The following is a 21291-nucleotide window of genomic DNA, read 5'->3' as shown; positions in this document are numbered from 1 at the left end:
GTATGTACGAGCGATGCGTCAGAAGAGAAGTTGGCGCAACACCGAGCCCGCGGTCGATGCCATGACATCCGACCCCGGTGTTGCTCAACGCGCGACCGCGCGGACATGACTCGCTGAGGTAGCGTTCCTAGCCATGACGTTGGTCAACAGCGTAGTAGACAAGGGGTAGGCGTGGGCGGACTTCGTTTCGGTTTTGTTGATGCCCTCGTGCACTCGCGGTTGCCGCCGACCCTGCCGGCACGGTCTAGCATGGCGGCCGCCACCGTGATGGGCGCCGACTCGTATTGGGTCGGCGACCATCTGAATGCGCTGGTGCCGCGCTCGATTGCGACTTCCGAATATCTCGGAATTGCGGCGAAATTCGTGCCCAAGATCGATGCCAATTACGAACCGTGGACGATGCTTGGAAACCTCGCCTTCGGGTTGCCCAGCCGTCTGCGACTGGGCGTGTGCGTGACCGATGCAGGTCGGCGCAATCCAGCGGTCACAGCCCAGGCTGCCGCGACTTTGCACTTGCTTACCCGAGGCCGAGCCATATTGGGTATCGGTGTCGGGGAACGTGAAGGCAACGAGCCCTACGGTGTGGAGTGGACCAAACCGGTGGCGCGGTTCGAAGAAGCCCTGGCCACCATTCGCGCGTTGTGGAATTCAAACGGGGAGCTTATCTCACGTGAATCGCCATACTTTCCGTTACATAACGCCTTGTTCGACCTTCCGCCATACCGTGGGAAATGGCCCGAAATCTGGGTCGCGGCCCACGGGCCGCGGATGTTACGGGCCACCGGACGTTACGCCGATGCCTGGATTCCCATTGTTGTGGTTCGTCCCAGCGACTACAGTCGCGCACTCGAAGCGGTGCGCAGCGCGGCGTCCGATGCCGGACGCGACCCAATGTCGATTACTCCGGCGGCGGTGCGCGGCATCATCACTGGACGGAATCGCGACGACGTGGAAGAGGCGCTGGAATCTGTCGTTGTGAAGATGACCGCGCTCGGGGTACCTGGGGAAGCCTGGGCGCGTCACGGCGTCGAGCATCCAATGGGAGCCGACTTCTCCGGTGTGCAGGACATCATCCCGCAAACCATGGACAAACAGACGGTTTTGTCCTACGCGGCCAAGGTCCCGGCTGCGCTTATGAAAGAAGTCGTCTTCAGTGGAACCCCTGACGAAGTCATCGATCAAGTAGCGGAATGGCGAGATCACGGGCTGCGCTACGTTGTGCTGATCAACGGCAGTTTGGTTAACCCTAGCCTGCGCAAGACGGTGACGGCTGTCCTGCCGCACGCCAAGGTTTTGCGCGGGCTCAAGAAGCTATGATTTGCGCCACTCTCGCGAAGATGGGGTAAGCCGGCCCAGCGGCTGGCGTGCCAATCGCGGCGTGCGGCAGGCGATTTCGGCGTGTCGAGCTTGGAACTCGATGTGAATTTCCCAGAGTGCCCACAGGTCAGCCGTGCGCACGTTCAGCTGACTTGAGGTCAGGCCATTGATCAGCGGTTACTCGGTTCGGCCTCGCCGCAACGGGCTTGCCGTGATTCGTGTTGGTGGGGGCACGGTGTACCGGCGGGATCAGTCGGTTGCGGTCTCTGAACTGTGACCTGTGGGGTCTGACAGCGCTCTGCGGGTGCCACCCGTCGCGACCGGATCGAACGAATCGCACGGCGCTGGCGAATTCGCTCCGGCACGATCAGCAGGTCGACATCGAAGACGGTGCTCATTAGGCTTAGCGAAGCCAGCCCAACGGTGTGTTTCGCGAATGGGGCTGCAGCCAGCGCTGACGCCGCGGCTGACGATTCCGTCAATCCCATTAGGCCCTCGGGTGTGGCCCGTACCTGCTATGGTCGTGAGACCTTAACGAATCGCGTCGCGAGCCCGGGCAAGGTACAGACGCTATGCGCCGACTCGGATTCGTATGAAAGCGGCAGCGCAGCCGTCTGCTCTCTGCCGTCCATAGCTGAAGGAAGACCATGAAAACCAACTCGTCATTTCATGCCGCGGGCGAGGTGGCGACACAACCGGCATGGGGCACCGGTGAGCAAGCGGCACAACCGCTGAACGGGAGCACATCGCGATTCGCTATGAGCGAGTCGTCGCTCGCTGATCTCCTACAGAAGGCGGCGAGCCAGTACCCCAATCGCGCGGCGTACAAGTTCATTGACTATGACACGGATCCGGCTGGCTTCACCGAAACCGTGACGTGGTGGCAAGTCCACCGGCGAGCGATGATCGTGGCAGAGGAGCTCTGGATATACGCGTCAAGCGGTGATCGGGTCGCGATATTGGCCCCGCAGGGCCTTGAATACATCATCGCCTTTATGGGTGTGCTGCAGGCTGGTCTCATTGCGGTTCCTCTTCCGGTGCCACAATTCGGCATTCACGACGAACGAATATCTTCGGCATTACGAGACTCTGCGCCGTCCATTATTCTTACGACCTCGTCGGTTATTGACGAGGTCACGACATATGCGCCACATGCGTGCGCCGCACAGGGCCAGTCCGCGCCCATCGTCGTGGCTGTGGACGCTCTGGACTTGAGCTCATCCAGAGCGCTCGATCCGACTCGGTTCGAGCGTCCGAGCACAGCATATCTACAGTACACATCCGGTTCGACCCGCGCGCCGGCCGGTGTTGTCCTCTCGCACAAGAATGTCATCACCAACTGCGTACAGCTAATGTCCGATTACATCGGGGATTCGGAAAAGGTTCCGTCAACTCCCGTATCGTGGCTGCCGTTCTATCACGACATGGGGTTGATGCTGGGCATCATTCTCCCGATGATCAATCAAGACACCGCGGTGTTGATGAGTCCCATGGCATTCTTGCAGCGGCCGGCCCGTTGGATGCAATTATTAGCCAAACACCGCGCACAGATTTCCAGCGCACCGAATTTCGGTTTCGAATTGGCGGTACGCAGAACATCCGACGACGATATGGCTGGACTTGACCTCGGGCATGTGCGGACGATCGTCACCGGCGCCGAACGAGTAAACGTCGCGACGCTGCGGCGCTTCACCGAGCGGTTCGCCCCGTTCAACCTCAGCGAGACGGCAATCCGGCCGTCATATGGGCTCGCGGAGGCGACGGTGTACGTGGCGACCGCCGGACCGGGACGCGCGCCGAAGAGTGTTTGCTTTGACTACCAGCAGCTGTCGGTCGGTCAGGCGAAGCGTGCCGAGAACGGCAGCGAGGGAGCCAACCTGGTGAGTTATGGAGCTCCCCGGGCGTCAACCGTGCGGATCGTCGACCCCGAAACCAGGATGGAGAATCCCGCGGGGACGGTTGGCGAAATCTGGGTGCAGGGAGACAACGTCGGCTTGGGCTACTGGCGCAACCCGCAGCAGACGGAGGCGACGTTCCGCGCGCGGCTCGTCACTCCCTCGCCCGGGACTTCGGAAGGTCCGTGGCTGCGGACCGGAGACCTCGGCGTCATTTTCGAGGGCGAACTGTTCATCACGGGTCGCATCAAGGAGCTGTTGGTGGTGGATGGGGCCAACCACTATCCGGAAGACATCGAGGCGACGATCCAGGAAATCACCGGCGGCCGGGTTGTGGCGATTGCGGTGCCCGATGACCGTACTGAAAAGCTGGTAACCATTATCGAACTCATGAAGCGGGGTCGCACAGATGAGGAGGAAAAGAATCGACTCCGCACCGTCAAACGTGAAGTCGCCTCCGCGATATCCAGGTCACATCGTCTGCGCGTCGCGGATGTCGTTATGGTGGCGCCGGGTTCTATTCCGGTCACCACCAGCGGTAAGGTTCGGCGTTCGGCCAGCGTTGAGCGTTACCTACATCACGAATTCAGCCGCCTAGATGCTATGGCATAACAGCGCATGTATGTGGGGGAAGAATATGACCGAGTGTTTTCTATCTGATCAAGAGATCCGAAAGCTCAATCGTGACCTTCGAATACTGATAGCAGCTAATGGCACCCTCACTAGGGTTCTCAACATTGTCGCTGACGATGAGGTGATCGTGCAAATCGTCAAGCAGCGGATTCACGATGTTTCACCGAAGCTATCCGAATTCGAGCAGCTAGGGCAGGTGGGGGTCGGCCGTGTTCTGCAGCGGTACATCATACTTAAAGGTCGGAACTCGGAACACTTATTTGTAGCCGCGGAGTCGTTGATTGCGATTGATCGGTTGCCGGCTGCAATTATAACAAGGTTGACGCAGACAAACGATCCTCTCGGCGAGGTTATGGCAGCCAGCCACATCGAGACCTTCAAGGAAGAGGCTAAAGTCTGGGTCGGAGATTTGCCAGGTTGGCTCGCGCTCCACGGGTATCAGAATTCCCGAAAGAGAGCCGTTGCCCGCCGTTATCGCGTTATTTCCGGAGGCCAGCCGATCATGGTGGTGACGGAGCACTTTCTACGAAGCGTATTTCGAGATGCTCCGCATGAAGAACCTGATCGCTGGCAGTTTTCAAATGCCATCACTCTGGCGCGCTAGGGCGGTCATCCAATAAATGCGGAATGGGAATCTAGCGGGGCTCCTGGCTGAGCAGGCATCGGAGGCGGGATGGTACGACCGGCCGGCCTTCTATGCGGCCGATGTGGTGACTCATGGTCAAATCCACGACGGTGCCGCACGTCTTGGGGAAGTGCTGAGAAACCGCGGACTATCCAGTGGTGATCGGGTTCTGTTGTGCCTGCCGGATTCGCCCGACCTGGTGCAGCTATTGCTGGCGTGCCTGGCTCGTGGGGTTATGGCGTTTCTAGCGAATCCGGAGCTGCATCGCGACGACCACGCGTTGGCCGCACGCAACACGGAACCGGCGCTTGTCGTCACCTCGGATGCGCTGCGCGATCGGTTTCAGCCGTCGCGGGTGGCCGAAGCCGCGGAACTCATGTCCGAGGCGGCTCGAGTCGCGCCTGGAGGCTACGAACCGATGGGTGGTGACGCACTCGCATACGCTACGTATACGTCTGGTACCACGGGTCCGCCGAAGGCGGCGATTCATCGGCACGCCGACCCGTTGACGTTCGTGGACGCTATGTGTCGTAAAGTCTTGCGGCTCACTCCTGAAGATACTGGGCTATGTAGTGCACGCATGTATTTTGCTTACGGCCTAGGAAATTCGGTCTGGTTTCCACTCGCGACAGGTGGTTCCGCGGTCATCAATTCGGCGCCGGTAACTCCAGAAGCAGCGGCCATTCTAAGCGCGCGATTTGGGCCATCGGTGCTCTACGGTGTGCCAAATTTCTTTGCCAGAGTCATCGACTCATGTTCTCCTGATTCCTTCCGTTCGCTTCGATGTGTGGTGTCAGCCGGGGAGGCCCTTGAGCTGGGTCTTGCCGAGCGGCTCATGGAATTCTTTGGCGGCATCCCCATTCTGGACGGTATTGGATCTACGGAGGTCGGGCAGACGTTCGTATCGAATCGGGTTGACGAATGGCGCCTGGGGACGCTGGGAAGGGTGCTGCCGCCCTACGAGATTCGTGTTGTAGCGCCGGATGGAACAACTGCCGGGCCTGGGGTTGAGGGCGACCTATGGGTCCGCGGACCGGCGATCGCTAAGGGCTATTGGAATCGGCCTGATTCCCCCGTCGCGAATGAGGGTTGGCTCGACACGCGGGACAGGGTGTGTATCGACAGCGACGGGTGGGTTACCTACCGCTGCCGCGCCGACGACACCGAGGTTATCGGAGGGGTCAACGTTGATCCGCGTGAGGTCGAGCGACTCATCATCGAGGACGAAGCCGTGGCTGAGGCCGCGGTTGTCGCGGTAAGGGAGTCCACGGGCGCGTCGACACTGCAGGCTTTTCTGGTTGCGACCAGCGGTGCCACCATCGATGGGTCGGTCATGCGAGACCTTCACCGCGGATTGCTCAACCGATTGTCTGCGTTCAAGGTGCCGCATAGGTTTGCCGTTGTTGATCGACTCCCTCGAACCCCGAACGGGAAATTGGTGCGTGGCGCCCTGCGCAAGCAGAGTCCAACCAAACCGATTTGGGAACTCTCGTTGACTGAACCTGGGTCCGGCGTGCGGGCGCAGCGTGATGACCTGTCGGCGTCCAACATGACGATCGCCGGAGGAAACGACGGCGGGGCGACTCTTCGCGAGCGGTTGGTCGCTTTGCGGCAAGAACGTCAGCGGCTGGTGGTGGATGCCGTATGCGCCGAGGCCGCGAAGATGTTAGGTGAGCCAGATCCTTGGTCGGTCGATCAGGATCTCGCCTTCTCGGAGCTGGGTTTTGACTCGCAAATGACAGTCACGCTGTGCAAGCGATTGGCGGCAGTTACCGGCCTGCGGTTACCCGAGACGGTTGGGTGGGACTACGGGTCGATATCGGGATTAGCCCAGTATTTGGAGGCCGAACTGGCCGGCGGGCATGGTCGATTGAAATCAGCCGGTCCGGTGAATAGCGGCGCGACGGGTCTTTGGGCAATCGAAGAGCAGTTGAACAAGGTCGAAGAGCTGGTGGCCGTCATCGCCGACGGCGAGAAGCAGCGGGTGGCCGACCGTTTGCGTGCCCTGCTGGGCACCATCGCCGGCAGCGAGGCGGGCCTGGGCAAGCTGATCCAGGCTGCTTCGACTCCTGACGAAATTTTCCAGCTAATCGATTCCGAACTTGGGAAGTGATAGAGGAGCAACGGACGATGAGCGTTGAAGGTGCCGACCAGCAGAGCGAAAAGCTTTTTCACTACCTAAAGAAGGTTGCTGTCGAGCTCGATGAGACACGCGCTCGGCTGCGTGAATATGAGCAACGCGCGACAGAACCGGTGGCGGTGGTGGGAATCGGCTGCCGATTTCCGGGCGGCGTGGATGGCCCGGACGGACTCTGGGATGTCGTTTCGGCGGGGCGCGACGTGGTGTCGGAGTTTCCGACCGATCGGGGCTGGGATGTTGAGGGGCTATACGATCCGGATCCCGACGCTGAGGGCAAAACCTACACGCGATGGGGGGCATTTCTAGACGACGCCACCGGCTTTGACGCCGGGTTCTTCGGCATCGCTCCTAGTGAAGTGTTGGCGATGGATCCTCAGCAGCGGTTGATGCTGGAGGTTTCGTGGGAGGCGTTGGAGCACGCGGGGATTGACCCGTTGTCGTTGCGTGGTTCGGCGACCGGGGTGTACACCGGCATTTTCGCGGCGAGTTACGGCAATAGGGATACCGGGGGGCTGCAAGGGTACGGGTTGACCGGCACGTCAATCAGCGTGGCCTCGGGACGTGTGTCGTACGTATTGGGGCTGCAGGGCCCGGCGGTGTCAGTGGATACCGCTTGTTCGTCGTCGTTGGTGGCGATCCATTGGGCGATGTCGTCATTGCGCTCCGGGGAGTGTGATTTGGCGTTGGCCGGTGGGGTGACGGTGATGGGGCTGCCGTCGATTTTTGTGGGGTTTTCCCGGCAGCGGGGGTTGGCTGCCGATGGGCGATGTAAGGCGTTTGCGGCCGCGGCCGACGGCACCGGGTGGGGCGAGGGCGCCGGGGTGGTTGTGCTGGAGCGGCTATCGGACGCCCGGCGGTTGGGGCATTCGGTGCTGGCGGTGGTGCGGGGGAGCGCGGTCAACCAGGATGGTGCGTCCAATGGGCTGACCGCGCCCAATGGGCTCGCCCAGCAGCGAGTGATCCAGGCGGCGTTGGCCAACGCCGGGTTGTCCGCCGCAGACGTAGACGTGGTGGAGGCACACGGGACCGCCACCACGTTGGGTGATCCCATCGAAGCGCAGGCATTGCTGTCCACCTACGGGCAGGGACGTCCAGCGGAGCAGCCGCTGTGGGTGGGCTCAATCAAGTCGAACATGGGCCACACCCAGGCCGCCGCGGGGGTCGCCGGGGTGATCAAGATGGTGCAGGCGATGCGTCATGGGGTGATGCCGGCGACGTTGCATGTGGATGAGCCTTCCCCGCGGGTGGATTGGACCAGCGGCGCGGTGTCGGTGTTGACCGAGGCCAGGGAGTGGTCGGTTGACGGGCGTCCGCGCCGGGCGGCGGTGTCCTCCTTTGGGATCAGCGGCACCAACGCGCATCTGATCTTGGAAGAGGCCCCCGTACCAGCCCCCGCAGAGGCGCCGGTTGAGGCGAGCGAAAGCACCGGGGGCCGCGGGCCGCGGCCGTCGATGGTGCCGTGGGTGATTTCGGCGAGATCGGCTGAGGCGTTGACGGCGCAGGCGGGTCGACTTATGGCCCACGTGCAGGCCAACCCAGGGCTGGATCCGATCGATGTGGGGTGCTCGTTGGCCAGTCGCTCGGTGTTTGAGCACCGAGCGGTGGTGGTCGGCGCAAGCCGTGAGCAACTGATTGCCGGGCTGGCTGGGCTCGCGGCGGGCGAGCCGGGTGCCGGCGTGGCGGTCGGTCAGCCAGGGTCGGTGGGCAAGACGGTGGTCGTGTTTCCTGGGCAGGGCGCGCAGCGCATCGGGATGGGCCGCGAGTTGTACGGCGAGTTGCCCGTGTTTGCGCAGGCATTCGATGCGGTGGCCGACGAGTTGGACCGGCATCTGCGGTTGCCGCTGCGCGACGTTATTTGGGGTGCCGATGCGGATTTGCTTGACAGCACCGAATTTGCTCAGCCCGCGTTGTTCGCGGTGGAGGTGGCATCGTTCGCGGTGTTGCGGGATTGGGGTGTGCTTCCGGACTTCGTCATGGGTCACTCCGTTGGAGAGCTGGCGGCGGCGCACGCGGCCGGTGTGTTGACGTTGGCGGACGCGGCGATGCTGGTGGTGGCGCGGGGCCGGTTGATGCAGGCGCTGCCGGCAGGCGGTGCGATGGTGGCGGTGGCTGCCAGTGAGGACGAGGTGGAGCCGCTGCTGGGTGAGGGTGTGGGGATCGCTGCGATCAACGCGCCCGAATCGGTGGTGATCTCCGGTGCGCAGGCCGCGGCAAATGCGATTGCGGATCGGTTCGCCGCGCAGGGTCGGCGGGTGCACCAGTTGGCGGTCTCGCATGCGTTTCATTCGCCGTTGATGGAGCCGATGCTCGAGGAGTTCGCGCGTGTCGCGGCCCGGGTGCAGGCACGCGAGCCCCAGCTTGGGCTGGTGTCGAACGTGACGGGCGAGTTGGCCGGCCCTGATTTCGGGTCGGCGCAGTACTGGGTGGACCACGTTCGTCGGCCGGTGCGCTTCGCGGACAGTGCGCGTCATTTGCAGACCCTTGGGGCGACCCACTTCATCGAGGCCGGCCCGGGAAGTGGTTTGACTGGCTCGATCGAGCAGTCCTTGGCCCCGGCTGAGGCGATGGTGGTGTCGATGCTGGGCAAAGACCGGCCCGAGCTGGCCTCGGCGCTCGGTGCTGCCGGTCAGGTGTTCACCACCGGTGTGCCGGTGCAGTGGTCGGCGGTGTTCGCCGGCTCGGGTGGACGGCGAGTGCAGCTGCCCACGTATGCGTTTCAGCGACGGCGGTTTTGGGAGACGCCGGGCGCGGATGGGCCCGCCGATGCGGCCGGGTTGGGTCTGGGCGCGACCGAGCATGCCTTGTTGGGTGCGGTGGTCGAGCGGCCCGATTCTGACGAGGTGGTGCTGACCGGCCGGTTGTCGCTTGCGGATCAGCCGTGGCTGGCCGACCACGTGGTGAACGGGGTGGTGCTGTTCCCCGGGGCGGGTTTTGTGGAGTTGGTGATCCGCGCCGGTGATGAGGTCGGGTGCGCGCTCATCGAAGAGTTGGTGCTGGCCGCACCGTTGGTGATGCACCCGGGTGTCGGGGTTCAGGTGCAGGTGGTCGTCGGGGCTGCCGATGAATCCGGGCACCGTGCGGTGTCGGTGTATTCCCGCGGTGATCAATCCCAGGGTTGGTTGCTGAACGCCGAAGGCATGCTGGGGGTGGCTGCCGCTGAGACGCCGATGGATTTGTCCGTGTGGCCGCCCGAGGGCGCGGAGAGTGTGGATATCTCGGACGGCTATGCGCAGTTGGCCGAGCGCGGTTATGCCTACGGCCCCGCGTTTCAGGGTCTGGTGGCGATCTGGCGGCGGGGGTCGGAGCTGTTCGCCGAAGTTGTAGCCCCCGGCGAGGCCGGCGTGGCCGTCGACCGAATGGGGATGCATCCGGCGGTGTTGGACGCGGTGCTGCATGCCCTCGGGCTGGCCGTCGAGAAGACCCAGGCGAGCACCGAGACGAGACTGCCGTTTTGCTGGCGTGGGGTGTCGCTGCATGCCGGCGGCGCTGGACGGGTGCGGGCCCGCTTCGCGTCCGCGGGCGCGGATGCGATTTCCGTGGACGTCTGCGACGCCACTGGGCTGCCGGTGTTGACGGTGCGCTCGCTGGTTACTCGCCCGATAACCGCAGAACAGCTGCGCGCCGCCGTGACCGCGGCCGGCGGTGCGTCCGATCAGGGGCCGCTGGAAGTGGTGTGGTCGCCGATCTCGGTGGTCAGCGGCGGCGCTAACGGGTCCGCCCCACCTGCCCCGGTGTCTTGGGCGGACTTTTGCGCCGGCAGTGATGGTGACGCCAGTGTCGTGGTGTGGGAACTCGAGTCTGCCGGTGGCCAAGCATCCTCGGTGGTGGGCTCGGTGTATGCGGCCACCCACACCGCCCTGGAGGTGTTGCAGTCCTGGCTCGGCGCGGATCGGGCGGCCACGTTGGTGGTGTTGACCCATGGTGGCGTGGGGCTGGCTGGCGAGGACATCAGCGACCTGGCCGCCGCCGCGGTGTGGGGCATGGCGCGTTCCGCGCAGGCCGAAAATCCCGGCCGGATCGTGTTGATCGACACCGATGCGGCGGTGGATGCCTCGGTGCTAGCCGGCGTCGGGGAACCCCAGCTGCTGGTGCGCGGCGGCACTGTGCACGCCCCCCGGCTGTCCCCGGCCCCGGCGTTGCTAGCGTTACCGGCGGCAGAGTCGGCGTGGCGATTGGCCGCCGGTGGTGGCGGGACCCTGGAGGATTTGGTGATCCGGCCCTGCCCGGAGGTACAGGCACCGCTACAGGCGGGGCAGGTGCGCGTGGCGGTGGCGGCCGTCGGGGTCAACTTCCGCGATGTGGTGGCCGCCCTAGGGATGTATCCCGGCCAGGCCCCACCGCTGGGTGCCGAAGGCGCCGGGGTGGTGCTTGAGACCGGTCCCGAAGTGACCGACCTTGCCGTCGGTGACGCCGTGATGGGATTCCTGGGCGGGGCCGGTCCGCTGGCGGTGGTGGATCAGCAACTGGTTACCCGGGTGCCGCAAGGCTGGTCGTTTGCTCAGGCAGCCGCTGTGCCGGTGGTGTTCTTGACGGCCTGGTACGGGTTGGCCGATTTAGCCGAGATCAAGGCGGGCGAATCGGTGCTGATCCATGCCGGTACCGGCGGTGTGGGCATGGCGGCTGTGCAGCTGGCTCGCCAGTGGGGCGTGGAGGTTTTCGTCACCGCCAGCCGTGGCAAGTGGGACACGCTGCGCGCCATGGGGTTTGACGACGACCATATCGGCGATTCCCGCACATGCGAGTTCGAGGAGAAGTTCCTGGCGGTCACCGAGGGCCGCGGGGTTGATGTGGTGCTCGACTCGCTGGCCGGTGAGTTCGTGGATGCGTCGCTGCGCTTACTGGTCCGCGGTGGGCGTTTCCTCGAGATGGGCAAGACGGATATCCGCGATGCGCAGGAGATCGCCGCTAATTATCCCGGCGTGCAGTATCGGGCGTTCGACCTGTCGGAGGCCGGCCCGGCACGCATGCAGGAGATGTTGGCCGAGGTGCGGGAGCTGTTCGACACCCGGGAGCTGCACCGGCTACCGGTCACCACGTGGGATGTGCGCTGCGCCCCGGCGGCCTTCCGGTTCATGAGCCAGGCCCGCCATATCGGCAAGGTTGTCTTAACCATGCCCTCGGCGTTGGCCGACCGGCTTGCCGACGGCACGGTGGTGATCACCGGTGCCACCGGGGCGGTTGGTGGGGTGTTGGCCCGCCACCTGGTTGGCGCCTATGGGGTGCGTCATCTGGTGTTGGCCAGTCGGCGGGGCGATCGCGCGGAGGGAGCGGCCGAATTGGCCGCCGACTTGACGGAGGCCGGCGCCAAGGTGCAGGTGGTGGCCTGTGACGTGGCCGATCGCGCTGCGGTAGCGGGGTTGTTTGCCCAGCTGTCGCGGGAGTACCCGCCGGTGCGCGGGGTGATTCATGCCGCCGGCGTGCTCGATGACGCAGTGATCACCTCGTTGACACCGGACCGCATCGATACGGTGTTGCGGGCCAAGGTGGACGCGGCGTGGAACCTGCACCAGGCCACCAGTGACCTGGATTTGTCGATGTTTGCGCTGTGCTCATCGATCGCGGCCACGGTCGGCTCGCCGGGGCAGGGCAACTACTCGGCGGCAAACGCGTTTCTGGACGGGTTGGCCGCTCACCGGCAGGCCGCAGGGTTGGCCGGGATATCACTGGCGTGGGGTTTGTGGGAACAGCCTGGCGGCATGACCGCGCATTTGAGCAGCCGAGATCTGGCCCGCATGAGCCGCAGCGGGCTGGCTCCGATGAGCCCTGCCGAAGCGGTGGAATTGTTTGACGCTGCGCTGGCCATCGATCACCCTCTGGCGGTGGCCACGCTCTTGGACCGGGCTGCACTAGACGCCCGGGCCCAGGCCGGTGCGTTGCCGGCGCTGTTCAGCGGGCTCGCGCGCCGCCCACGCCGACGCCAAATCGACGACACCGGTGACGCCACCTCGTCGAAGTCGGCGCTGGCTCAACGCCTACACGGGCTGGCCGCGGACGAACAACTCGAGCTGCTAGTGGGGCTGGTGTGTCTGCAGGCAGCGGCAGTGCTGGGTAGGCCCTCCGCCGAGGACGTCGACCCCGACACCGAATTCGGCGACCTCGGTTTCGACTCATTAACGGCTGTGGAGTTACGCAACCGCCTCAAAACCGCCACCGGACTGACGCTGCCACCTACCGTGATTTTCGATCATCCCACTCCCACTGCGGTCGCCGAGTATGTCGCCCAGCAAATGTCTGGCAGCCGCCCAACGGAATCCGGTGATCCGACGTCGCAGGTTGTCGAACCCGCCGCCGCGGAAGTATCGGTCCATGCCTAGCCCGGCGACGGCGAGCGCCGGAATGGCGCGAGTGAGGAGGCGGGCAATTTGGCGGGGCCCGGCGACGGCGAGCGCCGGAATGGCGCGAGTGAGGAGGCGGGCAATTTGGCGGGGCCCGGCGACGGCGAGCGCCGGAATGGCGCGAGTGAGGAGGCGGGCAATTTGGCGGGACCCGGCGACGGCGAGCGCCGGAATGGCGCGAGTGAGGAGGCGGGCAATTTGGCGGGGCCCGGCGACGGCGAGCGCCGGAATGGCGCGAGTGAGGAGGCGGGCAGTCATGCCCAGCGTGATCCAATCAACCTGCATTCGGCCTGCGGGCCCATTTGACAATCGAGGTAGTGAGCGCAAATGAATGATGGAAAACGGGCGGTGACGTCCGCTGTTCTGGTGGTGCTAGGTGCCTGCCTGGCGTTGTGGCTATCAGGATGTTCTTCGCCGAAACCTGATGCCGAGGAACAGGGTGTTCCCGTGAGCCCGACGGCGTCCGACCCCGCGCTCCTCGCCGAGATCAGGCAGTCGCTTGATGCGACAAAAGGGTTGACCAGCGTGCACGTAGCGGTCCGAACAACCGGGAAAGTCGACAGCTTGCTGGGTATTACCAGTGCCGATGTCGACGTCCGGGCCAATCCGCTCGCGGCAAAGGGCGTATGCACCTACAACGACGAGCAGGGTGTCCCGTTTCGGGTACAAGGCGACAACATCTCGGTGAAACTGTTCGACGACTGGAGCAATCTCGGCTCGATTTCTGAACTGTCAACTTCACGCGTGCTCGATCCTGCCGCTGGGGTGACGCAGCTGCTGTCCGGTGTCACGAACCTCCAAGCGCAAGGTACCGAAGTGATAGACGGAATTTCGACCACCAAAATCACCGGGACCATCCCCGCGAGCTCTGTCAAGATGCTTGATCCTGGCGCCAAGAGTGCAAGGCCGGCGACCGTGTGGATTGCCCAGGACGGCTCGCACCACCTCGTCCGAGCGAGCATCGACCTCGGATCCGGGTCGATTCAGCTCACGCAGTCGAAATGGAACGAACCCGTCAACGTCGACTAGGCCGAAGTTGCGTCGACGCGTTGCTCGAAACGCCCTTGTGAACGGTGTCAACGGCACCCGAAAACTGACCCCCTGACGGCATCTGAAAATTGACCCCCTAGACCGGGCGGTTGGTGGTTATTCTTCGGTGGTTCCGGCTGGTGGGACGCGGCCGAGGTCGCGGTCTTTGAGCCGGTAGCTGTCGCCTTTGAGGGCGACGACTTCAGCATGGTGGACGAGGCGGTCGATCATGGCGGCAGCAACGACGTCGTCGCCGCCGAAAACCTCGCCCCACCGGCCGAAGGCCTTATTGGACGTGACGATCAAGCTGGCCCGCTCATACCGGGAGGACACCAGCTGGAAGAAGAGGTTGGCGGCCTCGGGCTCAAACGGAATGTAGCCGACTTCGTCAACCACCAGGAGCGGATAGCGGCAAAGCCGGGTGAGTTCGGCGTAGATGCGCCCGGCGTGGTGAGCCTCGGCGAGCCGTGCTACCCATTCGGCGGCGGTGGCGAACAGCACCCGATGACCGGCCTGACACGCGCGTATCGCCAGGCCGACCGCAAGATGAGTCTTCCCGGTGCCAGGCGGGGCCCAAAAACACGACGTTATCGCGGGCGGTGATGAAATCCAGGGTGCCCAGATGTGCGATGGTGTCGCGTTTGAGGCCACGAGCATGCTCAAAGTCGAACTCTTCCAACGACTTCCGAGCCGGGAAGCGGGCGGCGCGGATGCGGCCCTCACCACCATGGGACTCCCGGGCTGACACTTCCCGCTGCAGGCAGGCGGCCAGGTATTCTTCGTGGCTCCAGTTCTCGGCGCGGGCGCGATCGGCCAGCCGGGACACTGACTCACGCAGGGTGGGAGCTTTCAATGCTCTTGTCAGGTAAGCGATCTCGGTGGAAACATCACGGCGCTGGGTGGCTTTGGTGGTGGGCATCAGGCCACCCCGCCATCGATGTCGACTCCCAGCGCGTCATCGTAGTCGCTCAGTGAGCGGACCTGCACCTGCGGCTCAACTACCGGTGATGCTGCACTGAAGTGCCGGCGGCGCAACACCTTCGCCGCCTCCACATGTGCGGGATCGGAGACCGTCTGATGGACCGCCCAGATCCGCTCGTGGTCGGCGACCAGCTCACCGTCGCAGAACACATGCACCCGCTCCAGGTCGGCGCGCACCAGCACCCGATGCCCGATCACACCCGGGTGCACCGAGTAGTCGTTGGAATCGCAGCGCACATAGTGATCCCGGGGCAGCCGCAGCGAGGTGCACCACCCGGTGGCCGGCGCCACCGGCGGCAAGCTCAGCATCGCGGCCCGATCCGCGCCGATGCGATCGGTGGGCGCACAACCCAGCGCCCGGCGGGTGCGGGTGTTCACCAGCGCCAGCCAGGCGCCCAGTTGGGCGTTGAAATCGGCCGGCGAGGCAAACACCCGCCCGGGCAAAAACGAGCGCTCCAGGTAGTCGTGGGCCCGTTCAATGAGGCCCTTGGCCTCCGGGTCGGCCGGCCGGCAGATGAGCACCTTGGCCGCCAGCGTGCCGCGGAACGCCTGACACTCAGTGGTCAACTCCGACCGCCCGCCGCGCCAGCGCCCGATCGCGCCCTCGCCATCCCACACCAACACCCGCGGCACCGCCCCCAACGCCTCGATCAGCCGCCACCAGCCGGCGAACAGGTCCTCGGCACACCTGCTGGGCAGCAGCATCGCCAACAGCCAGCGCGAATAGGCGCACACCATGGTCAGCACCGGCAACTGTTTGGCCGTGCGGGTCTGCCCGAACCCTACCGGCAACTCGATCGGCGGAAACCAGAAGTCGCACTGGGCAATTTCGCCTGCCACATACGTGGTGCGCGACGCCGGGTCCGGCGGCAGATACACCGGGCGCAGCTCGGCCACCCGCGCCGAGAGCACCCGAATCGAGCGCTCCCAGCCGATCCGCTCGGCGATCACCGTCGCCGGCATCGTCGGATAGGCCTGCAACAACTCCCGGATCCGCGGCTCAACCGCATCAACGATCGAACCCTGCGGTGCCCGTTCATATTTCGGCTGCTGGTTTGATTCCAACGCTGACTTCACCGTGTTCTTGGAAATCCCCAGCACCCGGGCGATCATCTTGATCGGCAAACCCTCCGCGCGATGCAATCGGCGAATCTCAGCCCAATCTTCCACAGTCAACATTCCCTTCGGTCCTCCTGGCTCGGGTAGAGCCAGTCCACCCGACCAGGGGGTCAAAATTCGGGTGCCGCGCCGGGGTCAGTTTTCACGTGCCGTCGACAAACGGTAAGCAGCAGTAACGTCAGTAAACGTCGGGCTAGCCTCTGGCGGAAGGTGCGTCATATCAGTCGCACCAGCCCCCGCAAGGCTCCGTGACAATTTTCGACAGCGCGGAGGTGTAGAGGGCAGCGGCGTGTTGTTGCCAGGGCGGGGGTCGAGGTCGTTCGATCGGTGACGGTGGCCGGCGACGGAGATGGGCTGGTGCTTGGCCTGAGCGCCATGTGCGATGTGGCGTCGTTCATGGGCGCCGTCGCCCAACGTGAACTCAGGGCGGAAAATCGGCGCCGGATTTCGCCCTCAGTGCACGCTCGGCACCGGTTTAACTTCACGCGGTCAACGTGAACTCGGACACGTCGAGGTCATCCTTTGGGCAGCGTGGAAACGCCCATCATCCAAAGACCTCGAACCCTACCCCGGGCAACGGCGCGCCGACCACTCACCCGGCCAACAACTGGCAACCCCTACCAAGTGTGGTGTCTGCGATGGGTGATCGTCGTCGGCCAGCCGAGCGTGGCATGGGGTCTCGAACAGGCGGTCAACGCCGCCCTGGCGTGGTCGGAAGCCACGCTCGCTGCACCGTGATCAGCACGCCCAGACCGAGCACAACAACCGTGCCAATCTGACTGAGCACGCTGAAGGAACCTCCCGACACCAGCACCAGGCCAGCGCCGAATACGCCACCGAGCGCCGCAAGCGGCGCAACCGCTCCCCGCCCGGATACCGCCCCCTTGGACCGCGCACCCGTTGCCTCGTCGGCGATACGACCGGCTTTGATGCCGGCAACGAGATACGGGACGCCGCACGAAGCGAGGACGGCGAACGACACCAGCGGGACCAAGGCGTTGAGCTCGCGATCCAGTAGGTGTTGCCACAGTGCAATCGAGACCCCCAGGGCGGCGAGGTAAGAGGCCAGCACACCCACGCCAACCGCAGCACCGTGGACGGCACCGCGCCACATGCTGGCCAGAGCCACTACCGTGAGCAAGATAACGGCCAGTAGCACAGCATCGTGGATGAGGGCATCGCGGACAGCCGCGGCTATTTGCGCGGCCCCACCCACCGTGACCTGGCTGTCGACCAGGCTTCCGTATTTCATCGCCTTGCCCGCGGCGATCTCGAGCTGCTGCGCGCGTGCTGCCGCAGCAAGGTCCAGTTGTCCGTCAGAATAGAGGAACAGCCGGGTGGCGGTTCCGTCTGACGAGAACATCGATTCCCGTACGTGCCGGTACGACGGGTCCGCCAGGTCCTTCCTGGACAGGTGGAAGCCGCCCTCACCGGTATCGGCGAAATCGGCGCTGAGATTCTTCAGCATCGCCGACGCCTGCGCTATTTGCGGCATGGCGTCCTGGATGGTTGTTTCCAGCTTGGGTACGAACGAGCGCACCTGTGCTAGCGCCGACCGCATCTGCGCCACCATCCGCGGTGCCGAGGACAACGCGCTCATTGTCTGTGTCGATATCGCGGAGATGCGGTCGGCGCCAGTGGACAGCTCGTTCATGCCGGTGACCACGATGTCGTAGGGTTCAATGACCTTGCGCATGGCCGTGCACAGGACGTCGTCGGGGCAGTTTGTGAAGCCGACAATCCAGGTGTGGATCGTTTCCAGGTATTCCGACAGTTCGGTGGTTTTGTTTTTGAGGTTCCGCGCGGCGGCGAGCATGGGATCGAGGTATTGCTGTGCTTGCCTTGCCCCGGCGAGAGTCACGTTCACGGTGCTGTCCAGTTGGTCGACCGCGCCGCTCATCTGTTCGATTATGGACTTCATCGATTTGATCGCAGTCACCGCCGGCACGAACGATCCGGCCTGCTGACCCAGCTGGTCGGCGAGCCTGCCGGCCGCGGAACTGAGCGAGGCGTCGGTCCACGGGACACCGGCCGGCCATGCCGCCGACTCCACCTTGCGCACACCGGGAACCTCCACCAGACGGTGGCTGACCTGGTTGATGGCGATGAGCGCGGCTGGGTCCCTCAGGTCCCGAGCGGATTTGATCACCACCACATCGGGAAGCGCATTCCCCGGAAGGACTTGTGCGCCGCCTTGCCTTGTCGGGTTCTCGGCCACACCCCACCGCATCCCGATGATGGGTAGCATGCAGATCGCCAGCACTGCCGCTGTGCCCAGGGCCGAAGCAGAAGAGACGGGTAGCGACAACCGGCCTGTCCAGCCGGCACCCGTGGTTGGTGCCGGTAACTGCCGTGACGCTCCGGCAAGCGCGATCAGGGCAGGCAGCACCGTCAACGAAGCCGCAAGTGCCACAAAGACACCTAGCCCGGCAGTGCCAACTCCGTGCAGCGCTGGGGTTCGGGCCAGCAGCAGCGGGCCGGTGAATATGGCGACACACGCCCCGGGCAGGGCGAACGCGGGCAGGCTGTCGCGGTATGTGGGCGCGGCCGAATGACCTGCGTCGGACCCGAGCCGCGCGGCCAGCATGGTGGCTGCGGTGATGGTTCCGATCGTCAGGACCGCGGCCAGCGTCCAAGAAAATACCGAATCGGTTCCCCAATCGTGTCCCCGCACCACCGCGGCCAGCGGCCAGGCCACCGCAAGCGACAAGTCCGCGGTCAGCAGCACGATCGCCGCGGCCCGCACCGACAGGCGCGCCCGCAGCAGCAGTAGGACGGCGATCACCGCCGCAACGGTCACGATCGTCGCGCTCTGCCAGGCGGTTATCTGCATCGGCATGTCGTTGGTGATTGCCGGGACCACGATGCTGGCGCGAAGCCCCTCACTGGGCGGTAACTGGCGCAGCACCGATCGGACGGCATCGAGGGATTCGGCAGCTTGGGTGGTGCCCGCCTCGCCCCGCAGCCACACCATGGCCGTAGCGGAGCGGCCGTCGGGGCTGGTTCCCAGCGGGGCGGTGACGGGATCTGACCACCAGTCGAGGACGGATCCCACGTGGCGGGTGTCGGCGCGCAGGGCACCGACGGCGGCGTCGTAGTAAGGCTGGTCCTGCGGCTCAAGCGTGCTGCCGCCTTCCACGACGAGATAGGCGATAGCGTTGCTACCGGTGCCGGGGAAAGCCTGCGCAATCCGGCTGGTGGCGGCGGCTGTCTTGGCATCTTGTGGCAGCAGCGCCGGGCTGGTGTCGTGCGGTTCTGCTTGCGTGAACGTGAGAAGCAGATTTGCGATCACCGCCGCGGCAACCCAGGCGGCGACGACGAGCAGGTTGGTGAGCCGGGGTGACCTTCGCTGACCGTCGGCTGACCCGCTGGTGATGGTGGCGCGGCAGTCCGGGGAGGACTTTTTCAAACGGATATACCGAATTCTGTGTAGACGGCCAGCCGGACTAGGCATCCAAGCGGGCGAATTGATCCTGTCGATATTGCTCGACACACGCCCCTCTCCTGACCTTCCCGCTGGTGGTAATGGGGATCGAGCCAGGCGCAACCAGAACCAGATCCGCGACGCTGAGACCGTGCGAACTCGATAAAGCCGACGTGACTTCGCGTTTAATAGCGCCCAGTCTAGCCATCGCGTCCTGATCTGAGTCGCCACGCTTCTTGAGTTCGATAATGGCGACCAGCTTTTCGGTGCTGCGGTCACCGGGAACCGAGATCGCCGCGCAGCGCCCGCGGGTGATCTCCTGGATCGTTGCCTCGATGTCGTCGGGGGAGTGGTTGCGTCCGTACACAATTAGGAGATCTTTGATCCGACCGATGATGAACATTTTGCCATCGGTGACGAAACCTGAGTCGCCCGTTCTTAGCCAAGGACCTTCGGGTGTGCCCGGCGAAGGGGTGACAATCTTTCCGCCGAACGTGCGCTCACTCTCGTCGGGTTTTTGCCAATAGCCATTAGCGACGTTGTCGCCGTGCACCCAGATCTCGCCGACGGTTCCGTCCGGACATTCGATGCAGGTGTCCGAGTCGACGATCCGCACGATCGGTGACCGCGGCAACATGTAGCTGATCAACGATGTAGCGCCGCCGCCTGCGCACGGCTTCGCATGGCCGGCGGATAAACTTTCAGTATCGAAGTCGACGGTCTCCGGTGGTTGACCCGGTTTGCTCGTCGCCACGTACACCGTTGCTTCTGCGAGCCCGTATGAAGGCCGGATCACCCTCTCCTGCAGATTGAAGCGAGCAAAGCGGTCGGCGAAGCGCTTGATCGTCGCGGCCTGTACCCGCTCGCTACCGCTGAGGATGGTCAGTATGTTGCCGAGGTCACGCCCGGCCATGTCGTCGTCGGTTGTTCTTCGTGCCGCTAGTTCAAAGGCGAAATTCGGTGCTGCCGAAAAGGCGTGAAAATCGCTGGCCATCAAGTGCATCCACCGGGCCGGGCGCTGCAGGAACGACACCGGGCTGGTGAGCACCGCGGGGTATCCACCCAGAATTGGTGCGCAAATTCCTATTACCAAACCCATGTCGTGGTAGAAGGGTAGCCAGGATACGAGTGCGGAATTTGGCGGTGGAATCCCGTCGGTATCCGCAAAGTAGCCAGACATCAGCTGTTCGAAATTAACCCGAACGTTCTGATGGGACATCACCACGCCAGCGGGCGTGCGGGTGGACCCGGAGGTGTATTGCAAATACGCGGTAGATGGATACTCGTCTTCTTTGAAGGTATACCCATTCGGAGCGTCCAGATCGAGCAAATCAACTTCGATAATTGATGGCGGGGATTCCCCGGGCCGCCGCGCAACATGTTGCACGACGTCGTCCACGGCAGACGATGTAGTGAGAATGGCCACCGGCGACGAATCACTCAGTACCGAATCGGAACGTTCATCGGTAACGCCGCCTTGTGGAACCGAAAGCGGCACGGCGATGCGCCCGGCCTGCAACGCGCCGAGAAAGGCGACGACGTACTCAAGTCCCTGCGGAGCAGAGATCACCACGCGGTCACCCGTGGAACCACAACGGCTCAGCTCCTGTGCCACATTCAGCGTTCGCCGATACAGCTGCGACCACGTCAGGGTTATCGCAACGCCGTCCCAGTCCTGTTCGTAATCCATAAACGTGAAGGCCGGGTCATGGGGTTGCAGACGCGCACACGCGCGCAACGCAGCGGGAAGGGAACGCACACTCATGGGCATCACGTTACCGGCCACGCTTGGA

9 protein-coding genes and 1 pseudogene are annotated in these 21291 nt (G+C 64.1%); 6 read left to right on the top strand and 4 right to left on the bottom strand.

All coding sequences use genetic code 11. The features are described from left to right. The first annotated feature begins 171 nt into the window (after window positions 1–171). The 6 genes from FF952_RS15565 (at window position 172) to FF952_RS15540 (ending at window position 13974) form a co-directional block, all read left to right on the top strand. Window positions 172–1317 carry a phthiodiolone/phenolphthiodiolone dimycocerosates ketoreductase gene (locus FF952_RS15565; RefSeq protein WP_003414891.1) on the top strand — a complete coding sequence of 382 codons (1146 nt, stop codon included), beginning with the start codon at window positions 172–174 and terminating at the stop codon, window positions 1315–1317. Between the two features lie 758 nt (window positions 1318–2075). Then, complete coding sequence (gene fadD29 / locus FF952_RS15560; RefSeq protein WP_003912041.1) at window positions 2076–3824, top strand: 4-hydroxyphenylalkanoate adenylyltransferase FadD29; 1749 nt, start codon at window positions 2076–2078, stop codon at window positions 3822–3824. Window positions 3825–3849: 25 nt separating this feature from the next. Further along, complete coding sequence (locus FF952_RS15555; RefSeq protein WP_003414887.1) at window positions 3850–4449, top strand: chorismate--pyruvate lyase family protein; 600 nt, start codon at window positions 3850–3852, stop codon at window positions 4447–4449. Window positions 4450–4465: 16 nt separating this feature from the next. Further along, window positions 4466–6583 carry a p-hydroxybenzoic acid--AMP ligase FadD22 gene (locus FF952_RS15550; protein ID WP_003904127.1) on the top strand — a complete coding sequence of 706 codons (2118 nt, stop codon included), beginning with the start codon at window positions 4466–4468 and terminating at the stop codon, window positions 6581–6583. 17 nt (window positions 6584–6600) lie between these two features. Further along, window positions 6601–12924 (top strand): type I polyketide synthase, encoded by a 6324-nt coding sequence (locus FF952_RS15545; protein ID WP_031653922.1) that lies wholly within the window; start codon window positions 6601–6603, stop codon window positions 12922–12924. Window positions 12925–13272: 348 nt separating this feature from the next. Then, window positions 13273–13974, top strand: coding sequence for an LppX_LprAFG lipoprotein (locus tag FF952_RS15540; protein WP_003414872.1), 702 nt, complete (start codon window positions 13273–13275; stop codon window positions 13972–13974). A gap of 117 nt (window positions 13975–14091) precedes the next feature. Here the strand turns inward: FF952_RS15540 and istB are convergent. The 4 genes and pseudogenes from istB to fadD28 form a co-directional block, all read right to left on the bottom strand. After that, a pseudogene (istB, locus tag FF952_RS15535) lies at window positions 14092–14893 on the bottom strand (IS21-like element ISMbo1 family helper ATPase IstB). Then, a complete protein-coding gene (gene istA / locus FF952_RS15530) occupies window positions 14893–16134 on the bottom strand; it encodes an IS21-like element ISMbo1 family transposase (RefSeq protein ID WP_003414864.1) in 1242 nt (413 codons plus the stop codon). The pseudogene istB and the gene istA overlap by 1 nt, the downstream one beginning before the upstream one ends. A gap of 631 nt (window positions 16135–16765) precedes the next feature. After that, the gene (gene mmpL7, locus FF952_RS15525; RefSeq protein WP_003414861.1) at window positions 16766–19528 is read right to left on the bottom strand and encodes a phthiocerol dimycocerosate RND transporter MmpL7; all 2763 of its coding nucleotides are present in this window, start codon (window positions 19526–19528) and stop codon (window positions 16766–16768) included. Next, complete coding sequence (gene fadD28 / locus FF952_RS15520; protein ID WP_003414857.1) at window positions 19521–21263, bottom strand: fatty-acid--AMP ligase FAAL28/FadD28; 1743 nt, start codon at window positions 21261–21263, stop codon at window positions 19521–19523. The genes mmpL7 and fadD28 overlap by 8 nt, the downstream gene beginning before the upstream one ends. Window positions 21264–21291: the final 28 nt, after the last annotated feature.

The organism is Mycobacterium tuberculosis complex sp. N0072 (assembly GCF_030323725.1).
GTDB classification, from domain to species: domain Bacteria; phylum Actinomycetota; class Actinomycetes; order Mycobacteriales; family Mycobacteriaceae; genus Mycobacterium; species Mycobacterium tuberculosis.
This window is presented reverse-complemented; position numbering and strand designations above follow the sequence as displayed.